Source organism: Chromobacterium phragmitis, from assembly GCF_003325475.1.
GTDB classification, from domain to species: domain Bacteria; phylum Pseudomonadota; class Gammaproteobacteria; order Burkholderiales; family Chromobacteriaceae; genus Chromobacterium; species Chromobacterium phragmitis.
The window spans coordinates 1,071,755-1,095,800 of sequence record NZ_CP029495.1 but is presented as its reverse complement, the minus strand read 5'-3'; the positions used below and the strand labels follow the sequence as shown (position 1 = coordinate 1,095,800).

22 protein-coding genes and 1 pseudogene are annotated in these 24,046 nt (G+C 66.1%); 12 read left to right on the top strand and 11 right to left on the bottom strand.

Translation table 11 applies throughout. The features are described from left to right. The first annotated feature begins 46 nt into the window (after positions 1–46). The 4 genes from DK842_RS05370 to ybaK all read left to right on the top strand — a co-directional run bounded on the left by DK842_RS05370 (position 47) and on the right by ybaK (position 3,199). Positions 47–964, top strand: a complete 918-nt coding sequence (locus tag DK842_RS05370; RefSeq protein ID WP_114060439.1) for a TIGR01212 family radical SAM protein — start codon at positions 47–49, stop codon at positions 962–964. A 146-nt stretch (positions 965–1,110) separates the two neighbouring features. Continuing rightward, positions 1,111–2,028, top strand: a complete 918-nt coding sequence (gene msrP, locus DK842_RS05365) for a protein-methionine-sulfoxide reductase catalytic subunit MsrP (protein ID WP_114060437.1) — start codon at positions 1,111–1,113, stop codon at positions 2,026–2,028. After that, positions 2,028–2,645 carry a protein-methionine-sulfoxide reductase heme-binding subunit MsrQ gene (locus DK842_RS05360; protein ID WP_114060436.1) on the top strand — a complete coding sequence of 206 codons (618 nt, stop codon included), beginning with the start codon at positions 2,028–2,030 and terminating at the stop codon, positions 2,643–2,645. Before msrP ends, DK842_RS05360 begins: the two co-directional genes overlap by 1 nt. 71 nt (positions 2,646–2,716) lie before the next feature. After that, on the top strand, positions 2,717–3,199 hold the full coding sequence (gene ybaK / locus DK842_RS05355; protein ID WP_114060435.1) for a Cys-tRNA(Pro) deacylase: 483 nt from the start codon (positions 2,717–2,719) through the stop codon (positions 3,197–3,199). On the opposite strand, the gene DK842_RS05350 is transcribed toward ybaK, so the two are convergent. The 7 genes from DK842_RS05350 to DK842_RS05320 all read right to left on the bottom strand — a co-directional run bounded on the left by DK842_RS05350 (position 3,183) and on the right by DK842_RS05320 (position 10,642). Next, positions 3,183–3,947 carry a substrate-binding periplasmic protein gene (locus tag DK842_RS05350; RefSeq protein WP_168191816.1) on the bottom strand — a complete coding sequence of 255 codons (765 nt, stop codon included), beginning with the start codon at positions 3,945–3,947 and terminating at the stop codon, positions 3,183–3,185. The two genes, ybaK and DK842_RS05350, sit on opposite strands and share 17 nt — an antisense overlap. A 60-nt stretch (positions 3,948–4,007) precedes the next feature. Then, the gene (locus DK842_RS05345; RefSeq protein ID WP_232538599.1) at positions 4,008–5,459 is read right to left on the bottom strand and encodes a 4Fe-4S binding protein; all 1,452 of its coding nucleotides are present in this window, start codon (positions 5,457–5,459) and stop codon (positions 4,008–4,010) included. Continuing rightward, entirely contained in the window at positions 5,456–6,283 is an 828-nt protein-coding gene (locus DK842_RS05340; RefSeq protein ID WP_114060432.1) for an FTR1 family iron permease, read from the bottom strand. The genes DK842_RS05345 and DK842_RS05340 overlap by 4 nt, the downstream gene beginning before the upstream one ends. 17 nt (positions 6,284–6,300) lie before the next feature. Further along, complete coding sequence (locus DK842_RS05335) at positions 6,301–6,636, bottom strand: cupredoxin domain-containing protein (RefSeq protein ID WP_114060430.1); 336 nt, start codon at positions 6,634–6,636, stop codon at positions 6,301–6,303. A 98-nt stretch (positions 6,637–6,734) separates the two neighbouring features. After that, positions 6,735–7,280 (bottom strand): iron transporter, encoded by a 546-nt coding sequence (locus DK842_RS05330; protein ID WP_168191815.1) that lies wholly within the window; start codon positions 7,278–7,280, stop codon positions 6,735–6,737. Between the two features lie 214 nt (positions 7,281–7,494). After that, positions 7,495–9,351, bottom strand: a complete 1,857-nt coding sequence (gene asnB / locus DK842_RS05325; protein WP_114060428.1) for an asparagine synthase (glutamine-hydrolyzing) — start codon at positions 9,349–9,351, stop codon at positions 7,495–7,497. 91 nt (positions 9,352–9,442) lie between these two features. Further along, positions 9,443–10,642, bottom strand: coding sequence for an MFS transporter (locus DK842_RS05320; RefSeq protein ID WP_114060426.1), 1,200 nt, complete (start codon positions 10,640–10,642; stop codon positions 9,443–9,445). 96 nt (positions 10,643–10,738) lie between these two features. On the opposite strand from DK842_RS05320, the gene DK842_RS05315 reads away from it, so the two are divergent. Further along, positions 10,739–11,509: an AraC family transcriptional regulator gene (locus tag DK842_RS05315; protein ID WP_114060425.1), complete on the top strand. Its 771-nt coding sequence runs from the start codon at positions 10,739–10,741 to the stop codon at positions 11,507–11,509. A gap of 404 nt (positions 11,510–11,913) precedes the next feature. On the opposite strand, the pseudogene DK842_RS24330 reads toward DK842_RS05315, so the two are convergent. Both DK842_RS24330 and wrbA read right to left on the bottom strand, forming a co-directional pair. Continuing rightward, positions 11,914–12,135, bottom strand: a pseudogene (locus DK842_RS24330) (CatB-related O-acetyltransferase); the annotation flags it as partial. Positions 12,136–12,863: 728 nt separating this feature from the next. Then, positions 12,864–13,460, bottom strand: coding sequence for an NAD(P)H:quinone oxidoreductase (wrbA, locus tag DK842_RS05305; RefSeq protein WP_114063627.1), 597 nt, complete (start codon positions 13,458–13,460; stop codon positions 12,864–12,866). 98 nt (positions 13,461–13,558) lie between these two features. Here wrbA and DK842_RS05300 point away from each other — a divergent pair, with 98 nt between their 5' ends. Further along, positions 13,559–14,767, top strand: coding sequence for a YihY family inner membrane protein (locus tag DK842_RS05300; protein ID WP_114063625.1), 1,209 nt, complete (start codon positions 13,559–13,561; stop codon positions 14,765–14,767). On the opposite strand, the gene DK842_RS05295 is transcribed toward DK842_RS05300, so the two are convergent. Together DK842_RS05295 and DK842_RS05290 are read right to left on the bottom strand one after the other, a co-directional pair. Continuing rightward, positions 14,713–15,522, bottom strand: a complete 810-nt coding sequence (locus DK842_RS05295) for a DUF3025 domain-containing protein (RefSeq protein ID WP_114063626.1) — start codon at positions 15,520–15,522, stop codon at positions 14,713–14,715. The two genes, DK842_RS05300 and DK842_RS05295, sit on opposite strands and share 55 nt — an antisense overlap. Positions 15,523–15,553: 31 nt before the next feature. Beyond that, the gene (locus tag DK842_RS05290; RefSeq protein ID WP_114060422.1) at positions 15,554–17,494 is read right to left on the bottom strand and encodes a sensor domain-containing diguanylate cyclase; all 1,941 of its coding nucleotides are present in this window, start codon (positions 17,492–17,494) and stop codon (positions 15,554–15,556) included. Between the two features lie 197 nt (positions 17,495–17,691). Between DK842_RS05290 and cysG the strand changes: the two genes are divergently transcribed. The 6 genes from cysG (at position 17,692) to DK842_RS05260 (ending at position 24,023) form a co-directional block, all read left to right on the top strand. After that, positions 17,692–19,104 (top strand): siroheme synthase CysG, encoded by a 1,413-nt coding sequence (gene cysG, locus DK842_RS05285; protein ID WP_114060421.1) that lies wholly within the window; start codon positions 17,692–17,694, stop codon positions 19,102–19,104. A 97-nt stretch (positions 19,105–19,201) separates the two neighbouring features. Continuing rightward, positions 19,202–19,609: a PTS sugar transporter subunit IIA gene (locus DK842_RS05280; RefSeq protein WP_114060419.1), complete on the top strand. Its 408-nt coding sequence runs from the start codon at positions 19,202–19,204 to the stop codon at positions 19,607–19,609. Beyond that, positions 19,596–19,865, top strand: coding sequence for an HPr family phosphocarrier protein (locus tag DK842_RS05275; RefSeq protein WP_114060418.1), 270 nt, complete (start codon positions 19,596–19,598; stop codon positions 19,863–19,865). Before DK842_RS05280 ends, DK842_RS05275 begins: the two co-directional genes overlap by 14 nt. A gap of 176 nt (positions 19,866–20,041) precedes the next feature. Continuing rightward, positions 20,042–21,781: a phosphoenolpyruvate--protein phosphotransferase gene (ptsP, locus tag DK842_RS05270; RefSeq protein WP_114060416.1), complete on the top strand. Its 1,740-nt coding sequence runs from the start codon at positions 20,042–20,044 to the stop codon at positions 21,779–21,781. Positions 21,782–21,798: 17 nt separating this feature from the next. After that, positions 21,799–22,878 carry a putative lipopolysaccharide heptosyltransferase III gene (rfaQ, locus tag DK842_RS05265; RefSeq protein ID WP_114060414.1) on the top strand — a complete coding sequence of 360 codons (1,080 nt, stop codon included), beginning with the start codon at positions 21,799–21,801 and terminating at the stop codon, positions 22,876–22,878. After that, positions 22,878–24,023: a glycosyltransferase family 4 protein gene (locus DK842_RS05260; protein WP_114060413.1), complete on the top strand. Its 1,146-nt coding sequence runs from the start codon at positions 22,878–22,880 to the stop codon at positions 24,021–24,023. Before rfaQ ends, DK842_RS05260 begins: the two co-directional genes overlap by 1 nt. Positions 24,024–24,046 lie beyond the last annotated feature (23 nt).

Here is a 24,046-nt window from a genome sequence, read left to right as displayed (position 1 = left end):
CCATCGCAGCCGCCGCGCTAGACTGCGGCCTTTTGTCGGCAGCCCGATGGATTTCACCCGCCACCTCCACACCTTCGGCCATTACCTGAAACGACGCTTCGGCGAGACTGTGCACAAGCTGTCGCTGGCCGGCGATTTCACCTGCCCCAACCGCGACGGCACGCTGGATCGCGGCGGCTGCACCTTTTGCAATGTGCGCAGCTTCGGCCGCGAGTCGGCGCAGCTGTCCATTAGCCAGCAACTGGCGCGCGAAAAGGGCAAGACCGACCGGGCGCGGAAATACCTGGCCTATTTTCAGGCCTATACCAGCACCTATGCCGAGGTGGATACGCTGCGCGCGCTGTATGACGAGGCGGTGGCCGGCGCCGGCGTGGTGGGGCTATGCGTCGGCACCCGGCCGGACTGCGTGCCGGACGCCGCGCTGGACCTTCTGGCCTCGTACCAGGATGGCGGCGCCGAAGTATGGTTGGAGCTGGGGCTGCAGACCGCGCACGACCGCACCCAGGTCTTGATCCGTCGCGGCCATGGGCTGGACGACTACCGCGACGCCGTCGCCCGCGCCCACGCAAGAGGCCTCAAGGTGTGCGCGCATCTGATCGCCGGCCTGCCGGGCGAGGACGCGGAGGATGCCCATGCGACCCTGCGCACGGTGCTGGACATCGGCGCGGAGGGGGTGAAGCTGCATCCGCTGATGATAGTCCGAGGCAGCCGTATGGCCGCGCAATACCGGCGCGGCGAGGTCGCGCCGATGGGGCTGGACGCCTATGCCGACCTTGCCGCCGATCTGATCCGCCATACGCCGCCGGAGGTCGTCTATCACCGGATTTCGGCCTCCGCCCAGGCGCCGACGCTGATCGCGCCCGACTGGTGCGGGCCGCGCTGGGCCGCGCTGCAGGCGATAGGGGAGCGGCTGGCGCGGGATGGCGGGCAGGGCAGCGCGCTGGGGCGCGCTTGGCGGCCCTAGCGGCGCGCGGCTCGCGCCGGCTGGCCTCGGCTCAAGCATTTTGCGGGGCTCTGTCAGCATCGCCTGGCCGGACAAAACTGTTTTCATGAACTACTGTCAGAATCCGGAAGGTCGCCCGACCAAGTGGAAACGACAGGAGATCCGCCATGTTGATCCGCAAACCCGCCGACCATTCGCCGTCGGAAATCACCAGCGAATCGGTTTATTTCAATCGCCGCGCGTTCATGCTGGGCGCCGCCGGGTTATTGCTGTCCGCCGAGACGCTGGCCGGCCTCAACGCCAAAAAGAGCCCGCTGTCGCAACTGGCGTCCAACGACAAGCCCAACAGCCTGAAGGACATCACCAGCTACAACAATTTCTACGAGTTCGGCACTGGCAAGTCCGATCCGGCCGCCAGCGCCGGCAGCTTGAAAACGCGGCCTTGGAGCGTGCTGGTGGACGGCGAGGTGGCCAAGCCGCGTCATTTCTCCATCGAGGAGCTGCTGAAGTTTCCGCTGGAGGAGCGCGTCTACCGGCTGCGCTGCGTCGAGGGCTGGAGCATGGTCATTCCCTGGGTGGGCTTTCCGCTCGCCAGCCTGATCAAGCAGATGAATCCCACCTCGCGCGCCAAGTACGTGGCGTTCGAAACCTTGCAGCGGCCTGGCGAAATGCCCGGCCAGCGCTCTCCGGTGCTGGACTGGCCGTACCGCGAGGGCTTGCGCATCGACGAGGCCATGCACCCATTGGCGATTCTCGCCGTCGGCTTGTACGGCAATGTCCTGCCTAATCAGAACGGCGCGCCGATCCGGCTGGTGGTGCCGTGGAAGTACGGCTTCAAGAGCATCAAGTCCATCGTGCGCATCCGGCTGCAGGAAACGATGCCGGCCACCAGCTGGAATATGGCCAATGCCCGCGAGTACGGCTTCTATTCCAATGTGAATCCGGATGTCGACCACCCGCGCTGGAGCCAGGCGTCCGAACGCCGCATCGGAGAGTTTTTCAAGCGCAAGACGCTGCCGTTCAACGGCTACGCCGACCAGGTGGCCGGCTTGTACCGCGGCATGGACTTGAGGAAGAACTATTGATGACGACGCTGCGCATGAAACTCCACGCCGCGCCGGCCGGACGCCGCCTCGCCATCGGCAAGGCGTTGCTGTTCATCGCCTGTCTGCTGCCGCTGGCGCGGGCTGCCTGGATCGTATTGATGGGCGAGGCGGTGAACCCGATCGAGTTCATCACCCGTTCCACCGGCACCTGGACGCTGGTGTGGCTGCTGGCCACGCTGGCGATGACGCCGCTGCGCCGTTTCACCGGCCAGGCCTGGCCTTTGAAGTGCCGGCGCATGCTGGGCCTGTTCGCCTTTTTCTACGCCAGCCTGCATTTCGCCACCTATGTCTGGCTGGACCAGTTCTTCGACTGGCAGCATATCTTGAAGGACATCGCCAAGCGGCCCTTCATTACCATAGGCTTCGCCGCCATCGTTTTGATGTCGCCGTTGGCGCTGACCTCCACCCAGGGCTGGATGAGGCGGCTGAAGCGCAATTGGGGCAAGCTGCACCGTCTGGTGTATCCGGTGGCGGTGCTGGCGGTGCTTCATTACTGGTGGCTGGTGAAACTGGACATCACCCAGCCCGCGATCTATGGCGCGGTGCTTGTCCTGCTGTTGGGGCTGCGCTTGTGGTGGCGGTCGCGCAAAGCTTGATCCCCCGGCTTGGCAGCGGGCGGTCGCGGTTTTAAAGTCGGGTGTTTTGTTTTCATCGCAAGCGAAACATCATGTCCAAGGAAAAAGCCCCGGTCACTCAGGCCATCCGCGCGCTGCGCGAGCACAAGGTGGATTACACCGAACATCTGTACAAGTACGAGGATAAGGGCGGCACCACGGTGTCGGCGCGCGAGCTGGGCGTGGACGAGCACGCGGTGGTGAAGACGCTGATCATGGAGGACGAGAACAAGCGTCCGTTGATCGTGCTGATGCACGGCGACTGCGAAGTGGGCACCGGCATGCTGGCCAAGCAGATCGGCGTCAAGAAAGTCCATCCCTGCGATCCGAAAACCGCGGACAAGCACAGCGGCTACCAGGTAGGCGGCACCAGCCCTTTCGGCACCCGCCACCCGATGCCGGTGTATATGGAGGCCAGCATCGCCGAGCTGCCGGTGATTTACATCAACGGCGGCAAGCGCGGTTTTCTGGTCGGCGTCGATCCGCGGGAAGTGATCCGGGTGTTGCAGCCTACGCTGGTCACCGCGGCGGCGTAGCCTCTGGGAAGTGGCGCTGGTAGATCGCCTTCAGGCTGCCGTCCTTTTCCATCTGCGCCAGCGCCCGGCCGAAGTCTTCGCGGATGCGCTCCGCCTGCGGATAGCTGCGCGAGAACATCAGCGCCAGCGCCGTTTCCTTGTCCAGCGGGGTTGAGATGTAGCCAAACTCTTTCTCGCGCCCCGGAAAAACGTGGTGGATCTGGTAGAGTCCGCGCTCCAGCACCATGGGCACCAAGTCCAGATGCCCCAGGTAGAGCTGCCGCAGCGCGTTGGTCTCGTCGCTGGTCATCAGCGTGTTGAGCCGATGCCGCTGGAACAGCGGCAGATACCAGTAGCCCAGTTGTATGGCGATGCGATAGCTTCGCAATTCGTCCAGCGACTGGAACTGTTGCGGCGGGTTCGGCAGGTGGGGTTTGTGATAGAACAGGTAGCTGGTGGAGTGCATCAGCGGAACGGAAAAGTCGAAGTCCTTTTCCCGCTCGGGCGTCGGACGGTAGGGGAAGGCCGCGGCGGTCTTGCCGGATTTGGTCAGCAGCTCTGTCTGCGGCCAGCTCTGGAAGGACATGCGGGCCTGGTAGCCGGCGCGGCGGAAGGCCTCGCGGACGATTTCGGTGAACACGCCCTGTTCCGGGAGTTGCTGGGACACGTAGGGCGGCCACTCCCCGGTGGCTAGGTCCACTGTTTGCTCGGCAGCCTGGGCGCGGCAGGCCAAGGACAAAGCGAGAGCGGATAGCAGCAGACGCCACATGGCTTTTCCTAGCGGAGGGACACTGTAGTTATCGCACAGTGTCATCCCCCTACCAAGGTTTTACCACCACCAGAACATGAAGCCCCAGGCGCAGTCGACCAGCGCCAGCGCGCCGCAGAACGGCAGTAGCGCGTCCCAGCGGCGCGGGCCGGCCTGCCAGCGGCCGAGGATGCCGAAAGCCAGCCGCAGCGCCCATAGATTGGCGCCGGCGAGCAGGACGAGGCGGGCATCGTTGACCCAGCGCATGTCCAGGCCTTCGGCCTTCAGCAGCGTCACGGTCAGCGCCGACAGGCCGAGAAACACGCCGCAGCCGGCCAGCGGGATCAGCGCCTGCGCCAGATGGTGCAGACGCTGCGTCCGCCAGCGGCCGGAAACGGCCACCGACAGGGCGAGGGAGGCCAGGATGCCGGTGCCGAGCACCAGCGCGGTGGCGGCGACGTAGGCGATCAGCGACGCGCCGTCCAGCCAGGAAAACACGTCGTTGTGCATCGGGTAGTGGGTGAGCAGCCACCATGGGGCTTCGGTATCCAGCGGCCACATGATGTCGCGGTCCACCAGCCACTCGGCGGCGGCCTGCTTCAACGCGACGAACCAGGGACTCATGGTCCAGTGGAAGGCGCCCATCGCCACGCCCAGCAGGCCATAGACGATCAGCGCGGTCTGCCAGCCGTCGGCTTCTTTCTCGGCTACGCGCACCACCTCGTCGCTGGACGAGCGCAGGCTGAGCTCGATCGCGCCGCGGTGGCCGCTGCAGCGGCCGCACATATGGCAGCCGCTGCCGCCCTGCATGTGGCGCAAGGGTTGCAGCGGCGCGCAATCCACCGCCGGCGTCCGCTCATGCGAGGCCTTCCAGGCGGCTTCGTCGACGCGGTAATGCAGCGGCGCCAGCTTGGACAGGAGGCCGAACACGCCATTGACCGGACACAGGTGGCGGCACCAGGCGCGCTTGCCGCGGGTGTAGACGAAGCCGACGGCGACGGCGGCCACGGTGGAGCCGCCCAGCACCAGCAGCGCCGCCTTGGGATATTGGTAGACGCTGACCAGCTGGCCGTAAACGGTGGTCAGCACGAAGGCGACGAAAGGCCAGCCGCCCCAGCGCATCCAGCGCGGAATCGGCCGGCCCATGCCCTTGCGCGCCGCCCATTCCGACAGCGCGCCTTCCGGACACAGCACGCCGCACCACAGGCGGCCGAACAGCACCATGGACAGCAGCACGAACGGCCACCAGATGCCCCAGAACACGAACTGGGCGAAGATGGTCAGGTTGTTCCACATCCGCGCCGCGTCGCCCGGCAGTTCCAGGCAGGCGGGAACGATCAGCAGAAAGGCGTAGACCAGCACCACCGCCCATTGCAGCCAGCGCAACAGGGCGGCGTGGTCGCGCAGCCAGGCGCCCGCGAGCGCCAGCAGGCCGCGCGGCTGGCGCTCTGGCATACAGGAACCGCCGCCGGCGGGGGCGGCGACGATGGGGATCACCCGTTGCGGCGGGCGGGGTTGACGGGGCGGCTTCATGCGGGGGCGGCGGCCTGGCGGCGGTTGCGCCACTGGAACAGCGACCAGATCGCGCCCCAGAACAGCAGGTAGGCGAGCAGGCTGGTCAGCGCCGGGTGCGAGCGGTAGCCGGTCAGCGCGGCCACCACGCCGCCTACCGGACTCATGTCGTCAAGCAGCGCCGAGCTGTCCCACAGCGGGTCTACCAGCGCCGGCAGCACGTCCATCGAGATCAGCTTTTCCACGCCGGACAGGAACAGGGACGCGCCCAGCAGCAGCAGCATGATCTCGGTGACGCGGAAGAACAGCCGCCAGGACAGCACCTTGCCGCCCAGCTGCAGCACGTAAAAGGTGAGGAAGGCGAGCGCCAGGCCGGCCGCGCCGGCGCCGGCCATTTTCACCAGTTCCATGCCGCCGGCTTCCGCCAGCATGCCGTAGAGGAAGACCACGGTCTCGCTGCCTTCGCGGGCGATGGCCAGCGCGGCCAGCACGGTCACGCCCCACCAGCTGCCGCTGGCGGCCTTCTCCGACAAGCCGCTTTCCAGCTCTTTCTTCAGCGTGCGGCCATGTTCGCGCATCCACAGCACCATTTGCACGATCAGCGCGGCGGCGATGAACACCATGGCGGTCTGGAAGTAGTCCTGCGCGCCGGCCATCAGGCTGCCGGCGGTGAACAGCGCCACCGCCAGCGCGATCGCCATCGCGATGCCCAGCGCCACGCCGCTCCACAGCCAGGGCTTGCCGGCGCGGCCGGCCGGATTATGGTTCAGCCAGGCATTGAGAATGCCCACGACCAAGAGCGCCTCGACGCTTTCGCGCCAGACGATGAAGAGTACCTGTCCCATTCGCGTTTCCCTCTGTGTTACTTGGCGACGATGACGCCTTGGCCGGTCTTCATGTGGAACTCGTCGAAGAACTTGTACTCGCCGGGCGACAGCGGCTGGAAGATCAGGAAGGACTCCGCGCCGGGGCCCAGCACCTTTTCCTTGCGCAGCGGCGTGCTTTCGAATTCGGCCGGAGTCTTGCCGATGTTCATCACTTCGATCTTGAACTTCTTGCCGGCCGGCACCACCAGGCGGGCGGGAATCAGCTGGCCGTCTTTCATTTGCAGCTTGAATACCGGCATGTCCTCGGCCATGGCGGCGGAGGAGAGCAGGCCGGCCAACATGGCGGCGGCCAACAGGCGCAGAACAGTCATCGTTTCATCGTCCCGAATGAGAAACAGCGCGGCAGGCCCGCGCCGTTTCATTGTATCGCAGTCAAGAATGCTTTGCGTTTACATTCTCACTATGCGGATCAATAGCCGCCCTTCTTGCCGATGCCGGCGAAGGTGAACTCGTAGTTGAGGTCGAACGGCTTGAACCACGGGGCGACGCCGGTTTCCTTGTCCACGTGGCGGCCGAAGTGGGCGTGCTCGTTGGCGGTCGGCGGCAGGATGGTGTACTTCAGCTTGTACTTGCCCGGGCCTTGCAGCTTGATGTTGTCGCCGTAGTGCGGGCCGTCGTTGGCCACCATCGGCATCAGTTCGCCCTTCTGGGTCTTGCCGCCCACCTTGGTCAGTTCGTACTTGACCACCAGGTAGGGCATCCAGGCGCCTTCCTCGAAGCCGTTGGGGTTGTTCTTGGTGGCGTGGATATCGGCTTCCAGGTGGATGTCGGACGCTTCCGGCTTCAGCATCATGCCGTCCGGCTCCATCTTGGTCGGCTGCAGGTAGACCGCGCCGATTTCCATGCCGTTTTTCAGGGCGGGCTTGCCGATCGGATATTCCTTGGCCATGGCGGCGAAGGAGGCGGACAGGGCGATGCTGGCGACAGCCAGCTGGCAGACAAAGCGACGCATCATGTTTTCCTTATGAAGTACGGCTGAAAAGCGGGCCGTTGAAATGCATGATAATGCTAGTAATTATCGTTTGCAAACCGGAAATGGGTGAAAATGACTGGGAAAATCGTGAATTTATATGACTTTGTCAATTATTGATCAGCAAGTGGTTTCGTTTGTCTTCAAGCGACCCACGGTTCGCGGCGGGCCCGGCTATGCCGGGCCCAAAAGGCAATGATCAGCCCAGCGTCCGGCACAGCCGCCGCAGTTGAGCCAGGCTTTCGTCCAGGATCAGCAACTGCAGCATCTGCTCGGCCAGGTGGCCGGCGCCGTCGCGATAGGACTGGGCGAAGGCGTCCACCGCCGCCGCGTCCAGCTGGCCGTTGGTGGATTCGGCCAGCCGCGCGCCCAGTCCGTCGAAGCGCGGCGCCAGGCTGGTTCGCAGCCAGCCGGACAAGGGCGGGTTGAAGCCGCGCTTCTTGCGCTGGAAGAAGTCGGCCGGCAGCGCCGGGTGGATGGCGCGGCGGAGGATCTGCTTGGCCGGCTTGGTATAGCGTTCTGCGGCGGAGGCGGCCAGCAGGCGTTGGTAGAAGCCGTGGTCCAGCAGCGGCGCGCGGCCTTCGAGGCCGTGGGCCATCGTGCACAGGTCGGACTTTTGCAGGATGTAGTCGGGCAGATAGTTGGCGAAGTCCAGCTCCAGCAACTGGTGCAGGCCGGGCGCGCCGTCTTTGGGCGCCGGTCCGATGTCGTCGGGCGCGCGCCAGTGGCACAACTTTTCCAGTTTGCGGCCGCCTTGCAGGAAGCGACGCTGGCCCGGCGTGAAGCCGGAGAAACGCAGCGAATAGGCGCTTGTCCAGTCCATCGCCAGTTCGGTGGCCAGCTTGCCGCGCTTGCTGTCCAGCTGCGGCTTGATCGGCAACGGCAGGCGGATGTTTTGCCGCCAGCGGGTGCGCAGATGCTTGCCCATCCGTTTGTAGCCGGCCAGCAGCTCGTCGCCGCCGTCGCCCACCAGCACCACCTTGACGTGCCGGGTGACCTCGCGCGCCAGATACCAGGTGGGGAAGCTGGACGGATCGGCGAAGGGCTGGTCCAGGTCGGCGACGATGCGTTCGAAGTCGGCCGCCAGATTTTCCGGCATCTCCACCCTGACGTTGGGCAGGCCCATGCGCCGGGCAGAATCCGCGGCGTCGGCGGACTCGTCCAGGCTGGTGCCGGGGAAGGCGGCGGTGAAGCTGGAGAACTGGGTCAGTTGTTGGGTGGCCAGCCGGCTGGCGATCACGGTGGAGTCGATGCCGCCGGACAGCAGCACGCCCAGCGGCCGGTCGGCGACGGTGCGCATCGCCACCGCGCGGTCCAGTTCGGGCAGCCAGTCGCCGGCTTCCGCCTGCGGCTGCCAGTAGCGCTGCTTGGCCAGCTGGCGGGTGTTCAGGTCGAATTCCAGCCGGTAGCCGTTTTCCAGCCGCTGGATGTGGCTGAATACGGTGGCGGGGGAGGGGATGTAGCGGTGGGCGAGGTAGGCGTCTATCGCCGCCGGGTTGAAATCGCGCTGCTCGGCCGGCAGGAAGGGCAGCACCGCGCGCACTAGCGAGCCGTAGGCGAAGTTTCCATCCCGCAGCGAGTACAGCAGCGGCTTCTCGCCCATGCGGTCGCGGGCCAGGTGGACCTTGCCGCCGCGCTTGTCCAGGATGGCGAAGGCGAACATGCCGCGCAGCCGCGCGAGCAGGCCCTCGATGCCCCAGGCCTGGTAGCCGCGCAGGATGAATTCGGTGTCGGAATGGGTGCGGAAGACGGCGCCGCCGGCTTCTAGTTCGGCCTTGCCGGCTTCCCAGTCGTAGACTTCGCCGTTGTAGCAGATCCAGACCTGGCCGTCGTCGCTGGCCATCGGCTGGTTGGCGGCCGGGCGCGGGTCGATGATGGCCAGGCGGGCATGCAGCATCGCGTTGTGGATGGCGTCATCGGCCGCCGGGGTCAGTTCCCCGTCCAGCAGCAACCGGCTGGCGTCGTCCGGACCGCGGCGATGCAACTCGTCCAGCATCGCTTGCGGGACGGCGGGGTTGACGGGAAGGCGCGAGAAAAAGCCGGCGATTCCACACATGATGACGGCGCTTCCAAATAGGCGAGGCGTCCTGAGACGCCTCGTTCGGGTTTTCGATGCCGCGCAGTATCCGGCGCGGCGGCGGACGGTGTCAAACCCTGCCCTGACGATGCAGGTCCGGCAACGCCAGCGAGACGATGCCCAAGAGCGGAAGGAAGGCGCACAGCTGGTAGACGAACTCGATGCCCCTGAGGTCGGCCAGTTCGCCCAACACCGCGGCGCCGATGCCGCCGATGCCGAAAGCGAAGCCGAAGAACATGCCGGATACCATGCCCACCTTGCCCGGCAGCAGTTCCTGAGCGTAGATCAGGATGGCCGGGAAGGCTGAAGCCAGGATGAAGCCGATGGGCAGCGACAGCGCGGCGGTCCAGAACAGATCGGCGTGCGGCAGCGCCAGCGCCAGCGGCGCCACGCCCAGGATGGAGAAGCCTATCACCCGTTTGCGGCCGATGGCGTCGCCGATCGGGCCGCCCAGCACCGTGCCGGCTGCCACCGCGAACAGAAACAGGAACAAGTAAAGTTGCGCCGACTGCACGCCCACTTGAAAGTGGTGGATCAGGTAGAAGGTGTAGTAGCTGGTGATGCTGGCCAGATAGAAGTGCTTGGAAAACACCAGCAGCAGCAACAGCAGCAGCGTCAGCTTGACCCGCGTCGGAGACAGGCCGGGCGGACTGACCGCGCCGGCCTTTTTCGCCTGGCGCTGCTGATGCGCGTACCACTGGCCGACGCGGAACAGCACGTACATCGCCAGCAGCGCGGCCAGGCCGAACCAGGCTACGCTGCGCTGGCCCAGCGGGATCACGATCAGCGCCGCCAGCAGCGGGCCGGTGGCGCTGCCGGCGTTGCCACCCACTTGGAAGATGGATTGGGCGAGACCGGGGCGGCCGCCCGAGGCCATCCGCGCCACCCGGGACGATTCCGGGTGGAAGATGGACGAGCCGGTGCCCACCAATGCGGCGGCCAGCAGCAGCAAGGGAAAACTGGAGGCGCTGGACAGCAACAGTAGGCCGATCAGCGTCGAACCCATGCCGAATACCAGCGAATAGGGCTGGGGGCGTTTGTCGGTATAAATGCCCACCAAGGGCTGCAGCAGCGAGGCGGTGCACTGATAGGTGAAGGTCATCAGCCCGATTTCGGCGAAGCTGAGGTGGTAATTGCCCTTCAGCAGCGGATACAGCGCCACCAGCAGCGACTGCAGCATGTCGTTGAGAAAGTGGGAAAAACTGATCGCGCCGAGCACGCGGAAGCGCGTGTCCTGCGCGGCGGCGAGTGAGGAACTGCTCGTGGTCATCGTGCGATACTCATTTCGGGTGGTAGGACCATGCTAGCAAGCACATTTCCGCCAGTCCTGCGAAAATGAGGCAATCATCTTATCGAAAGGGGCAGAGTGGACAGCCTGGAGCCGCAAGACGAATTCGACCTGGGCGTGGAGCCGGTAGTGGGCAAGCCGCGCGACTACCCGGCCGGCAAGGAAACCGAACGCCATCGCCATCCCACTGCCCAGCTCTTGTACGCGGTGGAGGGGCTGATGCTGGTCGGCACCGAGCGCGGCCAGTGGGTGGTGCCGCCGACGCGCGCCATCTGGCTGCCGATCGGCACCTGGCATCAGGTGAGCATGGTCAGCCCGGTGCGGATGCGCAGCATCTACGTGCGCGGCGACCGGCTGGAAGGCTTGCCTGCCGGCTGCTGCGTGCTGGAGGTGTCGCCGCTGCTGCGCGAGCTGATCGTCGCCGCGGTGGCGGCGGAGCGCCCCTGCGCGCCGGGCTCGCGCGACGAGAAGGTGATGGGCTTGCTGCTGGAGGAAATCGGCCGCGCGCCGGTGCTGCCGCTGTCGCTGCCGCAACCGTCGTCCGCCGCGCTGCGCCAGCTGTGCGATGTCTGGCTGGCACACCCGGACGACGCGCGCGGCGCGGCCGAATGGGCGCGCGAGCTGGCGCTGGACCCGCGCACGCTGCAGCGCCGCTTCCGCCGCGAAACCGGCCTCAGCTTCGGCCAGTGGCGGCGGCAGGCGCGGCTGATGCTGGCGCTGCAGCGGCTGGCTTGCGGCGACAGCGTGCTGAAGGTGGCGCTGGATTTGGGCTACGCCAGTCCCAGCGCCTTCGCCACCATGTTCAAGCGCGAGTTGGGCGCGCCGCCGAGCAGTTTCTTCGCCGCGTGATTGAGGCACGCTCAAGGTTGAGCCAGTCCGCGCCTGTGCCGGTTTTGCGCCCGCTCCGCGAACCTCTCCGTATCCGTCATGTTTCGGTCTGGCTGTGAGGGCAAGGCGGGAAGGATATGTTGATGCAGCTTTATGCAGAGGAGAGGCGGGAGAAGCGCCGAAGTGCTCCGCGGAGCGTTTGGCCATGCTGGAAAGTCGCGGGGCCAGGCGTGGCGCAGGATGGTGGTCGATGCTGTGGGCGGGGAATAGGCGGGCTTGCGGGGCGGAGAGAGCCCCGCGCGCGTTTCTTTGCGGGATGGGAACTCGATTCTCGGGGTTTATCGTTGCTGTTTGGCGAAGCGCCCGAGCTCGTCCAGCCGGCAATGCATGATCGCGTCGTAGGCCGCCATGATGTCGTCCATCCGCCAATCCCACCACTGGAGTTCCAGAAGTCTTTGTATGGTTGGATCGTCGAATCTTTTTCTTATGATTTTGGCTGGATTGCCCGCGACGATCGCATACGGCGGCACGTCTTTGGTCACCACCGAGCGCGCGCCGACGATGGCGCCATCTCCTATCTTCACGCCAGGCAGAACCAGCGCATCGTAGCCGACCCAAACATCGTTGCCGATTTCGGTATCTCCGTAAGTCTTGTGGTAATGCTCCGGGCCGGGGTCGATATCGGCGAAACTTTTGACCTCCGGGTTGTACAAGTGATTCCAGAACAAGGGATAGGCGGTGAAGGAGTTGATCGGATGCACCGAACCGGACATTGCGAATTTGCATTTGTTGGCTAGGCAGCAGAACTTGCCGATCCGCAATCTGGTGCCGTTGGTCGGGAAGTACAAGACGTTGGTGTTTTCGAAATCTTCCGGATTTTCGTCGGTGAAACTGGCGTCGTAATAGGTGTAATCGCCGATTTCGATGAAGTCTTTGGTGATGAAGTGCTTCAGGAAGGCTATCTTTTTCCACTCGGACAGATTTCCATGCTCGTCTTTCGCCAATAAGTATTTGTTTTCGGTGCTGAGCATTGGGTCTCCTTTTTGGGCCGCGCGCCGTTCTGCCGCGGTTTGTCGGCGAGATGGGGAGGCAGGCTGGGGACGGCGCGCCGCGCCCTCCGGCGGCCTCGCGTCGAAATGTTGGATGAGTGTGTTTCGAGGGCGGCCCGGGAGCAGAGGTTCCCTGCGATATGGCAGTCCATTTCGGATGCGGCGCGCGGGCAAGGTCTGAAGGCTTTGGGGGGCGTCACCCTGGCGAGGAGGCGCGCCATATCTTGTGTCCGCGGAGCGGATGCCATAGATACAAAGCGCCGTCACTTCAATTTAAATCAAGCGGATCCGCTCAACTGGGCCGCAGTTAATGGGGACCACCTACATCATCTTCCCGCCAACCTCACCGCCAACTCCCCCAACCGCTTCCCCTGCGCCAATGCCAGCGCCTTCTCATGCTCGCTGATCGGCCGGTCGCTTTGCGGCCCGGCCAGGTGGCTGACGCCGTACGGCGTGCCGCCGGTCTGGGTGGCGAGCAGCGCGGCTTCGGAATAGGGCAGGCCGGCGATGACCATGCCGTGGTGCAGCAGCGGAATCATCATCGTCAGCAGCGTGGCCTCCTGGCCGCCGTGCAGCGACGAGGTGCTGGTGAACACGCAGGCGGGCTTGCCGGCCAGCGTGCCCTGCATCCATTCGCCACCGGTGCCGTCGATGAAATACTTCATCGCCGAGGCCATATTGCCGAAGCGGGTGGGGCTGCCCAGCGCCAGGCCGGCGCAATCCACCAGGTCCTGCCGCTCGACATAGGGCGCGCCGCTGTCGGGGATGGCCGGCTCCACCGCCTCGCTGACGGCGGAAATTTTGGGCACGGTGCGCAGCCGCGCCTGGCAGCCGGGCACGCTGTCCACGCCGCGGGCGATCAGCCGGGCCAGTTCGCGGGTGGCGCCGTGCTGGCTGTAATACAGCACCAGGATGTCTAGCATGTTGACCTCTATTCGGGATTCGATCGCCGCATGATAGGGCAAAGCGACGCCTCTTGCCTCCCTTGCTTCGCGGCGGCTTTGGCTTTACCTTTGCCGCCATGCAAGTCCAACGCCTAGAACCCTATTTCGGCTTCGCCCGTTTCATCGCGCGCCGCATGAGCTGCCTGCGCGTGCTGCAGATTTCGGGCAGCCTGACCTTCACCACGCTGCTGGCGCTGGTGCCGCTGTTCACCATCGCGCTGTCGGTGATTTCGGCGTTTCCGGTGTTTTCCGACTACAGCACCCGCTTCAAGATCATGCTGTTGTCCACGCTGGTGCCGGAGTTCGCCGGCAAGGTGATCACCGTCTACATGCGCCAGTTCGCGGACAACGCGGAAAAGCTCACCGCCGCCGGCATCGTGATGCTGGGCGTCACCGCGCTGATGCTGATGTCCACCATCGAGCGCACTTTCAACGCGATCTGGGGCGTGCGCCGCGGCCGGCCGTGGCTGCAGCAGAGCATGGTGTACTGGACGGTGCTGACGCTGGGTCCGCTGGTGCTGGGCGGCAGCCTGCTGTCCTGGCGCTGGCTGTTCCGCGTCACCCGCTTCGAGAAGAACCTGCCGCTGCTGGCGGGGCTGGTGGAGACCGGCGGCACCATCGTGCTGACCGCGCTGGTGCTGTCGCTGCTGTACCGCATCGTGCCCAACCGCTTCGTGCCGATCAAGCACGCCATCGTCGGCGCGCTGGCGACTGCGGTGCTGTTGGAGCTCACCAAGGCCGGCTTCGGCTTCTACATCGGCCAGGTGGCGAGCTACCAGCTGGTGTACGGGGCTTTCGCCAGCATTCCCATCTTCCTGCTGTGGGTGTATTGCCTGTGGCTGGTGGTGCTGGGCGGCGCGGTGTTCACGTCGGCGCTGTCTTATTGGGAAGGCGACGCCTGGCGCCGCCGCAACGAGCCGCACCGCCGCTTTCAGGACGCGCTGGAGGTGCTGTTGCTGCTGGACGCGGCTCAGGAGCGCGGCGAGGCGATGACGCCGCGCCGGCTGCGGCAGCAGGTGAAGGTGGGCTACGACGAGTTGGGCCTGGTGCTGGACCGGCTGGCGCAGCGCGGCTATGTGCAGAAGGGCGGCGGCGACGCCTGGGTGCTGATGCGCCGGGCATCGGCGATCAACCTGTCCGATTTGTTCCAGATTTTCGTCTATCGGCGCGATCCCGGCTGCGGCGACGCGCTGGACGCGACGCTGGCCGAGCTGCTGGGGCCGCTGACCGATCAGCTGCAGGCGGTGACGGTGGCGGATTTGGCGCGGCGCGTCGGCCGGAAGTAATCGGCATTGTCGTAGAAGGCCGGGCTCTCGTTGTCCGGCCACCAGCCCGGAATGCCCAACAGCGGCAGCGGGCACAGCGCGCGTGGGCTGGCGAGAAAGGCGTCGTCATCCAGCCGCGCGGCCAGCTCCGCGTCCAGCCTGGCGGTCTGCTCGTCCTCGTCGCGTCCGAAGAAATCCTCCTCCACGTCCACGATCAGCGCCTTGCCGCACCAGCCTATATGCGGCGCCAGCCCGGTTTCCATCAGCGCATGGCCCAGCGTGAACGCGGCGATGCGCCGGCCCCAGTCCCGCCGGCGCGCAAGAAACAGCTCATGCCAGCGCATATCGTCCAGCGTCCGGCCCAGCAAGGAGTCGGAGACGGCGACGATGACGCCGCATTCGTCGAACAAGGTGGCGGCGTCGCGCAGCGGACCGCGTTTGGCCTCGCCGCGGGCGATGGCCCGGATGTGGCGGCGGTTCAGCGCCGCCTTGGCCTGCGGCCAGGCCAGCCAGGCCAGCGCGTTGAACCAGTCGTGCCAGTTGCCGGCGCGGGTGGGCACCTCGCCGGTATCGCCGATATGGGTCTCATAGTAGGCGTCCGGCTCCAGTCCCAGGACGAAGCGCAGTCCGAGCGGCAACGGCGCGCGCCGGGCGCGCGCCGCCGCCAGCAGCGCGTCGTAGCCAGCCTGGTCCGGCCAGTCTGCGAGGACGGGGACGACGCTTCGAACGGGGCGGTACAGCGGGTGCGTCAGGTAGTCGGTATGCCAGCGGTTCACAAGGAGGGCGGATGCGTTGGAAACCGGCATTCTAGCTGGAAAGGGCGAGCGCCGCGCCGCAAACGCGGTTGCGGCCGCCGCGTTTGGCGCGGTACAGCTGGCGGTCGGCGCGGCCCAGCACCTCGTCGATGCCGGACTCTTCCGGCTGGCGCTCGGCGATGCCGATGCTGACGGTGTAACCCAGCAGGCCGCCAGCAGTGTCCAGCCGGGCGGCTCCGGCCAGGCCGCGCAGCCGTTCCGCCACCAGCAGCGCGGCGTCCATACCGGTTTCCGGCAGCACCGCGGCGAACTCTTCTCCGCCCAGCCGGCCGCACAGGTCGCTGGCGCGCAGCACCTCGCGGCATACCTGGGAGAAGTGGCGTATCACTTCGTCGCCGACGGCGTGGCCGTATTGATCGTTGATGTCCTTGAAGCGGTCCAGATCCATCATCAGCACCGTCACCGCCCCGCCGTGGCGGCGGCTGCGCTCGATCTCGCGGTCGGCCAGCTCGATGAATTGGCGGCGGTTGTTCAGCTCAGTCAGCCCGTCCTGGGTGGCCAGCCGGTACAGCTGCCTTTCGTGGCCGTCGCGCTGCAGCGCGATGGCGATGATGCGGGTGATGCGCAGCGCCAGCGCCAGCTCTTCCGGCAAGGGGCCCCGCGGCTCGCGGTAATAGGTGGCCAGCGTGCCCAGCAGCTGGCTGTCGCTGGAGAAAATGGGAATGGACCAGCAGGCGCGCAGGCCGAAAGGGCGCACCCGGTCCAGCGCGTGGGCCCACAAGGGGCTGTTCAGGATGTCGTCGACGACGATGGCGCGCTTCCAGTGGGCGGCGCTGCCGCAGGAGCCGACGCTGGGGCCGACCGCCACGCGCTCGGACAGCTTGCGGTAGGCCGGCGGCAGGCTCATGCCGGCGGCGAAGCGCAGCGCTTGCCCATTCTCTTCCAGCAGCAGCACGCTGCACATGCCGCCGGGCTGCTGCGACTCCATCATCTGGCAGATCTGCTCCAGCGTCTGCGGCAGCGGATGGTTGCCGGCTATCATTTCCAGCACCTCGTTTTCCTCGGCCAGCAGCCGTTCTCCCTGGCGGGTGGCGGTGACGTCGCGGTCCACCGACAGGATGGACTTGAGCATGCCGGCGCTGTCGAACTCCGGGAACAGGCGGATCTCGAAAATATGGCGTTGCTGGCGGTGCTGCAGCTCCAGTTCGAAGCGGCGCGCCTCCCAGTTGTTGATCAACAGCTGGCACTCCTGCTCGAAGCGGTCGCTGGCATCGTCCGACCAGCCTTTCTGGCGCGGCGTCTTGCCCAGGTGCTCGTCCAGAGGCAGTTCGGAGAAGCGGCTGACGCTGCGGTTGATGAACAGGCAGCGCAGCTCCAGATCGTAGCGGGCGATGATGTCTTCGGCGTTTTCCACCAGGGTGCGGAATTGCTGCTCGCGCTGCAGCATCGCCGCCTCGTCGTGCTTGCGGGCGGTGATCACCCGGCAGATGGCGGTGAGCCGCTGCACCTTGCCGTTGCGCCAAGCCGGCTGCAGGTTCATTTCCAGCCATTCCCAATGGCCGCTGTGGTGGCGGATGCGCATCTCGTAGCCGGTTTCCGGGTTGCCGGGCGGGTGCAGCAGCAGATTGGAGAACAGTTGGCGGTCTTCGGGGTGCAGCAGCATCAGCCAACGCGCGCAGTTCATGCCGCGGGTGTGGGCGGGCAGGCCCAGCAGCCGCTGCAGGGTGTGGACGCTGCCGCGAACGTATTGCTGGGTCAGATCGAACTCCAGCAACCCCAGGCAAGCGTCCTGCAGCGTGGCGCGGGCCTTGCGCCGCTGCTCGCGGCCGTACAGCCATAACGCGCCGCAGCCCATGGCCAGCAGCCAGCCTGTCTGGCCCAGCCATTGCGCGTGGCGGCCGGCCGCCATCGCCGACAAGGGAACGGACAGCAGCAAGGGCAAGCAGACCAGCGCGGCGAGGGCGGGCCGGCGGGCAAAGGGACGGAGAATCAAACAGCGCTCCAGGGCGACGAAGGTGAGTCGAAACGGGAATTTTGACACTTGCGGCCGGATGCGCCGCAGGCGGCGGCGCGAAGCCGCGCTTTGGCGTCGTATTTACGCAACAAATACAGTATGCTTGGGTGCTAACGACAAGCCTGCCGCACGATGCGCGGACAGGCCGGCAACAGGCCTCAGGCGTGGAGTGTGCAATGGAATTCTTCCCGATATTTCTCAAGCTGCGGCAGCAGCCCTGTCTGGTGGTGGGCGGCGGCGAAGTGGCGCTGCGCAAGGCGCGCTTGCTGCTGGCGGCGGGCGCCGCGCTGAAGGTGGCGGCGCCGGAGCTGGCGCCGGAGCTGGCCGAGCTGGCCGCCGCCGGCGAGCTGGAGCATCTGCCGCGGCGCTACGAGCCGGCGATGCTGGACGGGCTGCGGTTGGCGGTGGCCGCCACCGACGACGCCGACACCAACCGCCGGGTGGCCGCCGATGCCGAGGCGCGCGGCGTGCTGGTGAACGTGGTGGACGACGCCGAATCCTCGCGCTACATCAGTCCGGCGGTCATCGACCGCTCGCCCTTGATGGTCGCGGTGGCCAGCGGGGGCAGCGTGCCGGTGCTGGCGCGCTCGATCCGCGCGCGGCTGGAAAGCCTGATTCCGGCCGGCTACGGCAGGCTGGCGCGCTTCGGCGCCTCGTTCCGCGACGCGGTCAAGGCGCGTTTTCCCGACGTCGACGCTCGTCGCCGCTTCTGGGAGACGGCGCTGGAAGGCCCGCTGGCCGACATGGTGATGAACGGAGACGAAGAGGCGGCGCGAGCCGAGATGGCGCGCCGCATCGCGACGGACGCCCCCGACCGCGCCGGCGCGGTCTATCTGGTGGGCGCCGGCCCCGGCAATCCCGATCTGCTGACCTTCCGCGCGCTGCGGCTGATGCAGCAGGCCGACGTGGTGTTGTACGACAAACTGGTGGCACCGGAGCTGCTGCAGCTGGTGCGGCGCGACGCGGAGCGGATTTACGTGGGCAAGGCGCGCGCCAACCATGCGTTGCCGCAGGACGACATCAACCAGTTGCTGGTGGATCTGGCCCGCCAGGGCAAACGGGTGCTCAGGCTCAAGGGCGGCGATCCGTTCACCTTCGGCCGCGGCGGCGAGGAGATCGCCACCCTGGCGGAGCAGGGCATCGCCTTCGAGGTGGTGCCCGGCATCACCTCGGCCAGCGGCGCGGCGGCCTATGCCGGCATTCCGCTGACTCATCGCGATTACGCGCAGTCGGTGACTTTCGTCACCGGCCACAAGCAGGACGGCAGCATGGATCTGGACTGGCAGGCGTTGACCCGGCCGCAGCAGACCGTGGTGGTGTACATGGGGGTATCCACCGCAGCCGAGCTGTGCCAGGCCTTCGTCGACAACGGCCGCGCCGCGGCCACGCCGGCGGCGGCGGTGGAGTGGGCCACCACCGACAGGCAGCGCACGGTGTGCGGCACTTTGGCCACGCTGCCCGGTCTGATGGCTTCGCACGGCATCGCGTCGCCGGCGCTGATCATCGTCGGAGAAGTGGTGGAATTGGCGGACAAGCTGGCCTGGTACCGCCGCAGCGAGAATTCAGCTGTTACAATTCAGGAAGATTGATTTCGCGGATGCGCGGCGCGCCGGTTGGTTCGGCGTCGCCGCGCGGTTCAAATCAAGCGGCTGGATTCGTCCGGCCCACCAATTCGAAGACTCGGGCATGGTAGGTGTTCTGATAATTGCACATGGGGACCTGGGACGCAGCCTGGCTGATTGCGCCAAGCACATCCTGGGCCGAGAGCCGGACAATCTGGCTGTGATGGCGGTGGACAAGACCGAAGACCCGGAGCGCAAGCTGGCCGAAGCGCAGGGACTGGTGGACAAGCTGGAGCAGGGCGAGGGCGTGGTGGTGCTGACCGACATGTACGGCGGCACGCCATCGAACATCGCCAGCCGGCTGATCCGGCCGGGCCGCGTCGAGGCGGTGGCCGGCGCCAGTCTGCCCATGCTGGTGCGCGCGCTGTGCTACAGCAGCCAGCCGCTCGAAATCGTCGTCAGCAAGGCGATCACCGGCGGGCTGGAAGGTGTGCTTTATATAATCCCGGGGGAAGGTAATGCTGCGATCTGAAGTCGAAATCATCAACAAGCTGGGGCTGCACGCGCGCGCGTCGAGCAAGTTCACCCAACTGGCCAGCCGCTACAAGAGCGATATTTTCATCTCCCGCAACAACCGCCGGGTCAACGGCAAGAGCATCATGGGCGTGATGATGCTGGCGGCGGCCAAGGGCGCCAAGGTGGAGCTGGAGATCAGCGGCGAGGATGAACAGCAGGCGCTGGAGGCGCTGACCGCGCTGATCAACAACCGCTTCGACGAGGCGGAGTAAGACGTAACGGGACGGGAGGCCGGTTTCCTCCGGCTTTCAGGGAGCCCGCTTGGGGCTGTCGACCGTAACGCGCAGACCACTGGCCGCATCAGCGGAAAGCGTGGGCGGAGCGGCGCCTCCGGGTGGAGACAATGGCAGGCACAGCATAATAAAACCGGCCTGCCCGGGAGGGGGCAATGAGCATCATCCTGCATGGGGTGGCCATCGGCGGCGGCATCGCCATCGGCCGGGCCCACCTGATTTCGCGCAGCATGGACGATGTTGCGCACTATCTGCTGGACGACGACGACGTCCCGGCGGAAAAGACGCGCTTCGACGAAGCGGTGAAAGCCACGCGCAAGGAACTGGAAATGCTGTGGGGCAGCATCCCGGAGAACGCGCCGGCCGAGCTGGGCGCCTTTCTGTCGCTGCACATCATGCTGCTGGGCGACGTCACCATCTCGCGCGAACCGCGCGAAATCATCGAAAAGCAGCATTGCAACGCCGAATGGGCGCTGAAGCTGCAGTGCGACCACCTGGTCGAACAGTTCGACGCCATCGAAGAGGATTATCTGCGCGAGCGCAAGAACGACGTGCTGCAGGTGATCGAGCGCATCTTCAACAATCTGGACGGCGACGCGCCGCAACTGCCGGCGCCGGAGGATCTGGTCGAGGACCATATCCTGATCGCGCACGACCTGTCGCCGGCGGACATGGTCTATTTCAAGGATTCCAACTTCGCCGCCTTCATCACCGATGTCGGCGGCGCCACTTCGCATACCGCCATCCTGGGCCGCAGCCTGGACCTGCCGTCGGTGATCGCGCTGCACCACGCGCGCGAGCTGATCCGCCAGGACGAGATGATCGTCATCGATGGCGAGCAGGGCGTGGTGATCATCAATCCGGACGCGCTGGTGTTGGCCGAGTATCGCCGCCGCCTGCGCGCCTGGCGCGGCGCGCGGCGCAAGCTATCGTCCATCCGCAAGTCCAACGCCGTCACCCGCGACGGCTCCGTGATCGAGCTGTTGGCCAATATCGAGCGGCCGCAGGATGTGGAGGAGGTGCGCGAGTCCGGCGTGGTGGGCATTGGTCTGTTCCGCAGCGAATTCCTGTTTCTGGGGCGCGACACGCTGCCCACCGAGGATGAGCAATTCGAAGCCTACCGCCATGTGGCGACCGCGATGAAGGGGATGCCGGTCACCATCCGCACCATGGACCTGGGCGCGGACAAGAGTCCGAAGTGGCTGAACCATTGCCAGGCGGAGAACCCGGCGCTGGGCTTGACCGGCATCCGGCTGTGCCTGGCCGAGCCCTTGATGTTCCGCGCCCAGCTGAGGGCGCTGCTGCGCGCCTCGGTGCATGGCCGGATACGGGTGCTGTTCCCGATGCTGAACTCGCTGCCGGAATTGAGGCAGGCGATCGCCCAGTTCGAGTACGCCAAGGAAGAGCTGCGCGACGAGGGCATAGGCTACGCCGACGACGTGGAAGTCGGCGCGATGATAGAAATCCCGTCGGCGGCGCTGGTGGCCGGCAGCCTGGCCAAGCACGTGGATTTTCTGTCCATCGGCACCAACGACCTGATCCAGTACACGCTGGCGATAGACCGCAACGACGACACCGTCAGCCATTTGTACGATCCTATCCACCCGGCTGTGCTGAAGCTGATCCTGCATACCATCAAGACCGGCATCAAGGCCAATCTGCCGGTGTCGGTGTGCGGCGAAATGGCCGGAGACGCCAGGCTGACCCGGCTGCTGCTGGGCATGGGGCTGCGCAAGTTCTCGATGCATCCGGCCAATCTGCTGTCGGTCAAGCAGCGGGTGCTGACCAGCCATCTGGACGAAATCGCGCCGATCGCGGCGCGCATGCTCAGATCGGAAGACCCTGATAAAATAGCCGATTTGTTACAACTGCTGAATGCAGAGCCGGGTGACTAGCCCGGCTTTTTCAATCCATGCTGAACGATCCTGTCGATTTATCCCAAGTCCGCCGCGCGCTGGTGATCAAGCTGCGCCATCATGGCGACGTGTTGCTGGCCTCGCCGGTGTTTTCCGCGCTGAGGGCCGCTGCGCCGCATGTGGAAATCGACGCGCTGGTCTACCACGATACCCGCGAGATGCTGAGCCTGCATCCCGCCATCAGCCAGCTGCATACGATAGACCGCGGCTGGAAAAAGTTGGGGCCGCTGGGGCAACTGCGCGCGGAGTGGGGACTGTTATCCCGCCTGAAGGCGCGCGGTTACGACCTGGTGGTCACGTTGACCGAGCATAATCGCGGCGCCTGGCTGGTCAGGCTGCTCAAGCCGCGCTGGTCGGTGGGGCCGCACGGTCCGTATGGCCGCTTCTTCAAGAAAAGCTTCAGCCGTCGCTATCTGCAGGTGCCGGGCAACCGCCGCCACACCATAGAAATCCATCTGGACGCCTTGCGCCGAATCGGCGTTTACCCGGCCGAGGCGCAGCGGGAGCTGACGCTGGTGCCGGGCGCCAATGCCGAGGAGACGCTGCGCGCCAAGCTTGCCGAGCGAGGGCTGGAGGCGGGGCGCTACATCCTGGTGCATCCGACTTCGCGCTGGTCGTTCAAGAGCTGGCCGGCGGACAGGATGGCCGCCCTGATCGACGCCTTGACGGCGCGCGGGGAGACGGTGGTCTTGTCCGCGGCGCCCAGCCGGGAGGAACTGGCGATGGTGGCCGACATCGAGAGCCGCTTGGCGAGGCCGGTAGCCAGCTTGGCCGGGCTGCTCAGCCTGAAGGAGCTGGCGGCCGCCATCGATCAGGCTAGTCTGTATATCGGCGTGGATTCGGTGCCCATGCATATCGCCTCGGCGATGAAGACGCCTTGCGTGGCGCTGTTCGGCCCGTCCGGCGACATCGAATGGGGGCCGTGGCAGGTGCTGCACCGCGTCGTGACCGAACCGATGCCCTGTCGCCCATGCGGCAATGCCGGCTGCGGCGGCGGCTGGCAGAGCGAGTGCCTGCAGCGCATTCCGGTGGCGCGGGTGCTGGCGGCGGTGGACGCGTTGCAAAAGGAAACATAATGAAACGCCTGGCCATCGTCCGGCAGAAGTACAATCCAGCCGGCGGCGCCGAGCGCATCGTCAGCGCCATCTTGCGTCAGTTGCGCGGCGGCGGCGGTCTGCGTCCGCTGCTGATCACCCGTAATTGGGAGGCGGTGGACGGCATCGAGGCCGCGCGGGTCAAGCCGTTCTATCTGGGCAGCGTCTGGCGCGACTGGGGATTCGCCCGCGCGGCGCGGCGCGCCTGGCGCGAGGCGGGGGCCGATCTGGTCCAGTCGCACGAACGCATTCCCGGCTGCGACATTTTCCGCGCGGGAGACGGCGTGCATGCGGCCTGGCTGGAGGCCCGGCTGGAAGGGAAGACCTGGCTGGCGCGGCTGGCGACGTTTTGCAATCCCTACCACCACTACATGCTGCGCACCGAGCGGGCGATGTTCCTGCACCCATCGCTGCGGGCGGTGATTTGCAATTCAGAGCTGGTGCGCAATGACGTGACGCGTCGTTTCGGCGTGCCGGCCGCGCGCTGCGAAGTGATCTACAACGGCGTGGACAGCGCGTTTTTCCATCCGCGGGAGGCGCGGCGAACACGCGCAGAACTGCGCGAGCGATATGGCATCGAACAGGATGCGCCGGTGCTGGTCTACGTGGGCTCAGGTTTCGAGCGCAAAGGCGTCGCGCAGGCGCTGAATGCGATAGCAGCGCATCCCTCCGTGCGGCTCGTGGTGGTGGGAGGCGACAAGAAGCTGGCGCGTTATCGTCGGCTGGCCGAGACGCTGGGCATAGGCGGACGTGTCCGCTTCGTCGGGCCGCAGCGCGATGTGCGCGGATTTTACGGCATGGCCGACGGATTCATTCTGCCTACCCTGTACGAGCCTTTCGGCTCGGTAGTGGCGGAGGCGATGGCGTGCGGGCTGCCGGTGTTGACCAGCGCGCGCTGCGGTGGCGCCGAACTGCTGGAAGAAGGGGAAACCGGCTGGGTGGCGCCTGCGCTGGACGCCGGCCATTGGCAGCGCAATGTCGCTTCCTGGCTGGCGTCTCGGGGGCGCTGGAGCGAAATGGGCGACCGCGCGCGCGCGCGGGTGGAAGCCCTGAGCGAAGAGAGTATGGTTGCGCAGATGCTGGCCTTGTATCGGCGTCTGCTGTCGGAACGGGAAGGCCGCCGCTGAGCGGCGGCGAGAAGGATGGAGAG

Coding starts and splice junctions, on each gene's coding strand:
- DK842_RS05260 (WP_114060413.1), top strand. CDS start 22,878: ATGAAACGCCTGGCCATCGTCCGGCAGAAGTACAATCCAGCCGGCGGC.
- rfaQ (WP_114060414.1), top strand. CDS start 21,799: ATGCTGAACGATCCTGTCGATTTATCCCAAGTCCGCCGCGCGCTGGTG.
- DK842_RS05300 (WP_114063625.1), top strand. CDS start 13,559: ATGCAAGTCCAACGCCTAGAACCCTATTTCGGCTTCGCCCGTTTCATC.
- DK842_RS05360 (WP_114060436.1), top strand. CDS start 2,028: ATGACGACGCTGCGCATGAAACTCCACGCCGCGCCGGCCGGACGCCGC.
- DK842_RS05275 (WP_114060418.1), top strand. CDS start 19,596: ATGCTGCGATCTGAAGTCGAAATCATCAACAAGCTGGGGCTGCACGCG.
- DK842_RS05320 (WP_114060426.1), bottom strand. CDS start 10,642: ATGACCACGAGCAGTTCCTCACTCGCCGCCGCGCAGGACACGCGCTTC.
- DK842_RS05340 (WP_114060432.1), bottom strand. CDS start 6,283: ATGGGACAGGTACTCTTCATCGTCTGGCGCGAAAGCGTCGAGGCGCTC.
- msrP (WP_114060437.1), top strand. CDS start 1,111: ATGTTGATCCGCAAACCCGCCGACCATTCGCCGTCGGAAATCACCAGC.
- cysG (WP_114060421.1), top strand. CDS start 17,692: ATGGAATTCTTCCCGATATTTCTCAAGCTGCGGCAGCAGCCCTGTCTG.
- DK842_RS05335 (WP_114060430.1), bottom strand. CDS start 6,636: ATGACTGTTCTGCGCCTGTTGGCCGCCGCCATGTTGGCCGGCCTGCTC.
- ptsP (WP_114060416.1), top strand. CDS start 20,042: ATGAGCATCATCCTGCATGGGGTGGCCATCGGCGGCGGCATCGCCATC.
- DK842_RS05330 (WP_168191815.1), bottom strand. CDS start 7,280: ATGATGCGTCGCTTTGTCTGCCAGCTGGCTGTCGCCAGCATCGCCCTG.
- wrbA (WP_114063627.1), bottom strand. CDS start 13,460: ATGCTAGACATCCTGGTGCTGTATTACAGCCAGCACGGCGCCACCCGC.
- DK842_RS05370 (WP_114060439.1), top strand. CDS start 47: ATGGATTTCACCCGCCACCTCCACACCTTCGGCCATTACCTGAAACGA.
- DK842_RS05350 (WP_168191816.1), bottom strand. CDS start 3,947: ATGTGGCGTCTGCTGCTATCCGCTCTCGCTTTGTCCTTGGCCTGCCGC.
- DK842_RS05345 (WP_232538599.1), bottom strand. CDS start 5,459: ATGAAGCCGCCCCGTCAACCCCGCCCGCCGCAACGGGTGATCCCCATC.
- asnB (WP_114060428.1), bottom strand. CDS start 9,351: ATGTGTGGAATCGCCGGCTTTTTCTCGCGCCTTCCCGTCAACCCCGCC.
- DK842_RS05280 (WP_114060419.1), top strand. CDS start 19,202: ATGGTAGGTGTTCTGATAATTGCACATGGGGACCTGGGACGCAGCCTG.
- ybaK (WP_114060435.1), top strand. CDS start 2,717: ATGTCCAAGGAAAAAGCCCCGGTCACTCAGGCCATCCGCGCGCTGCGC.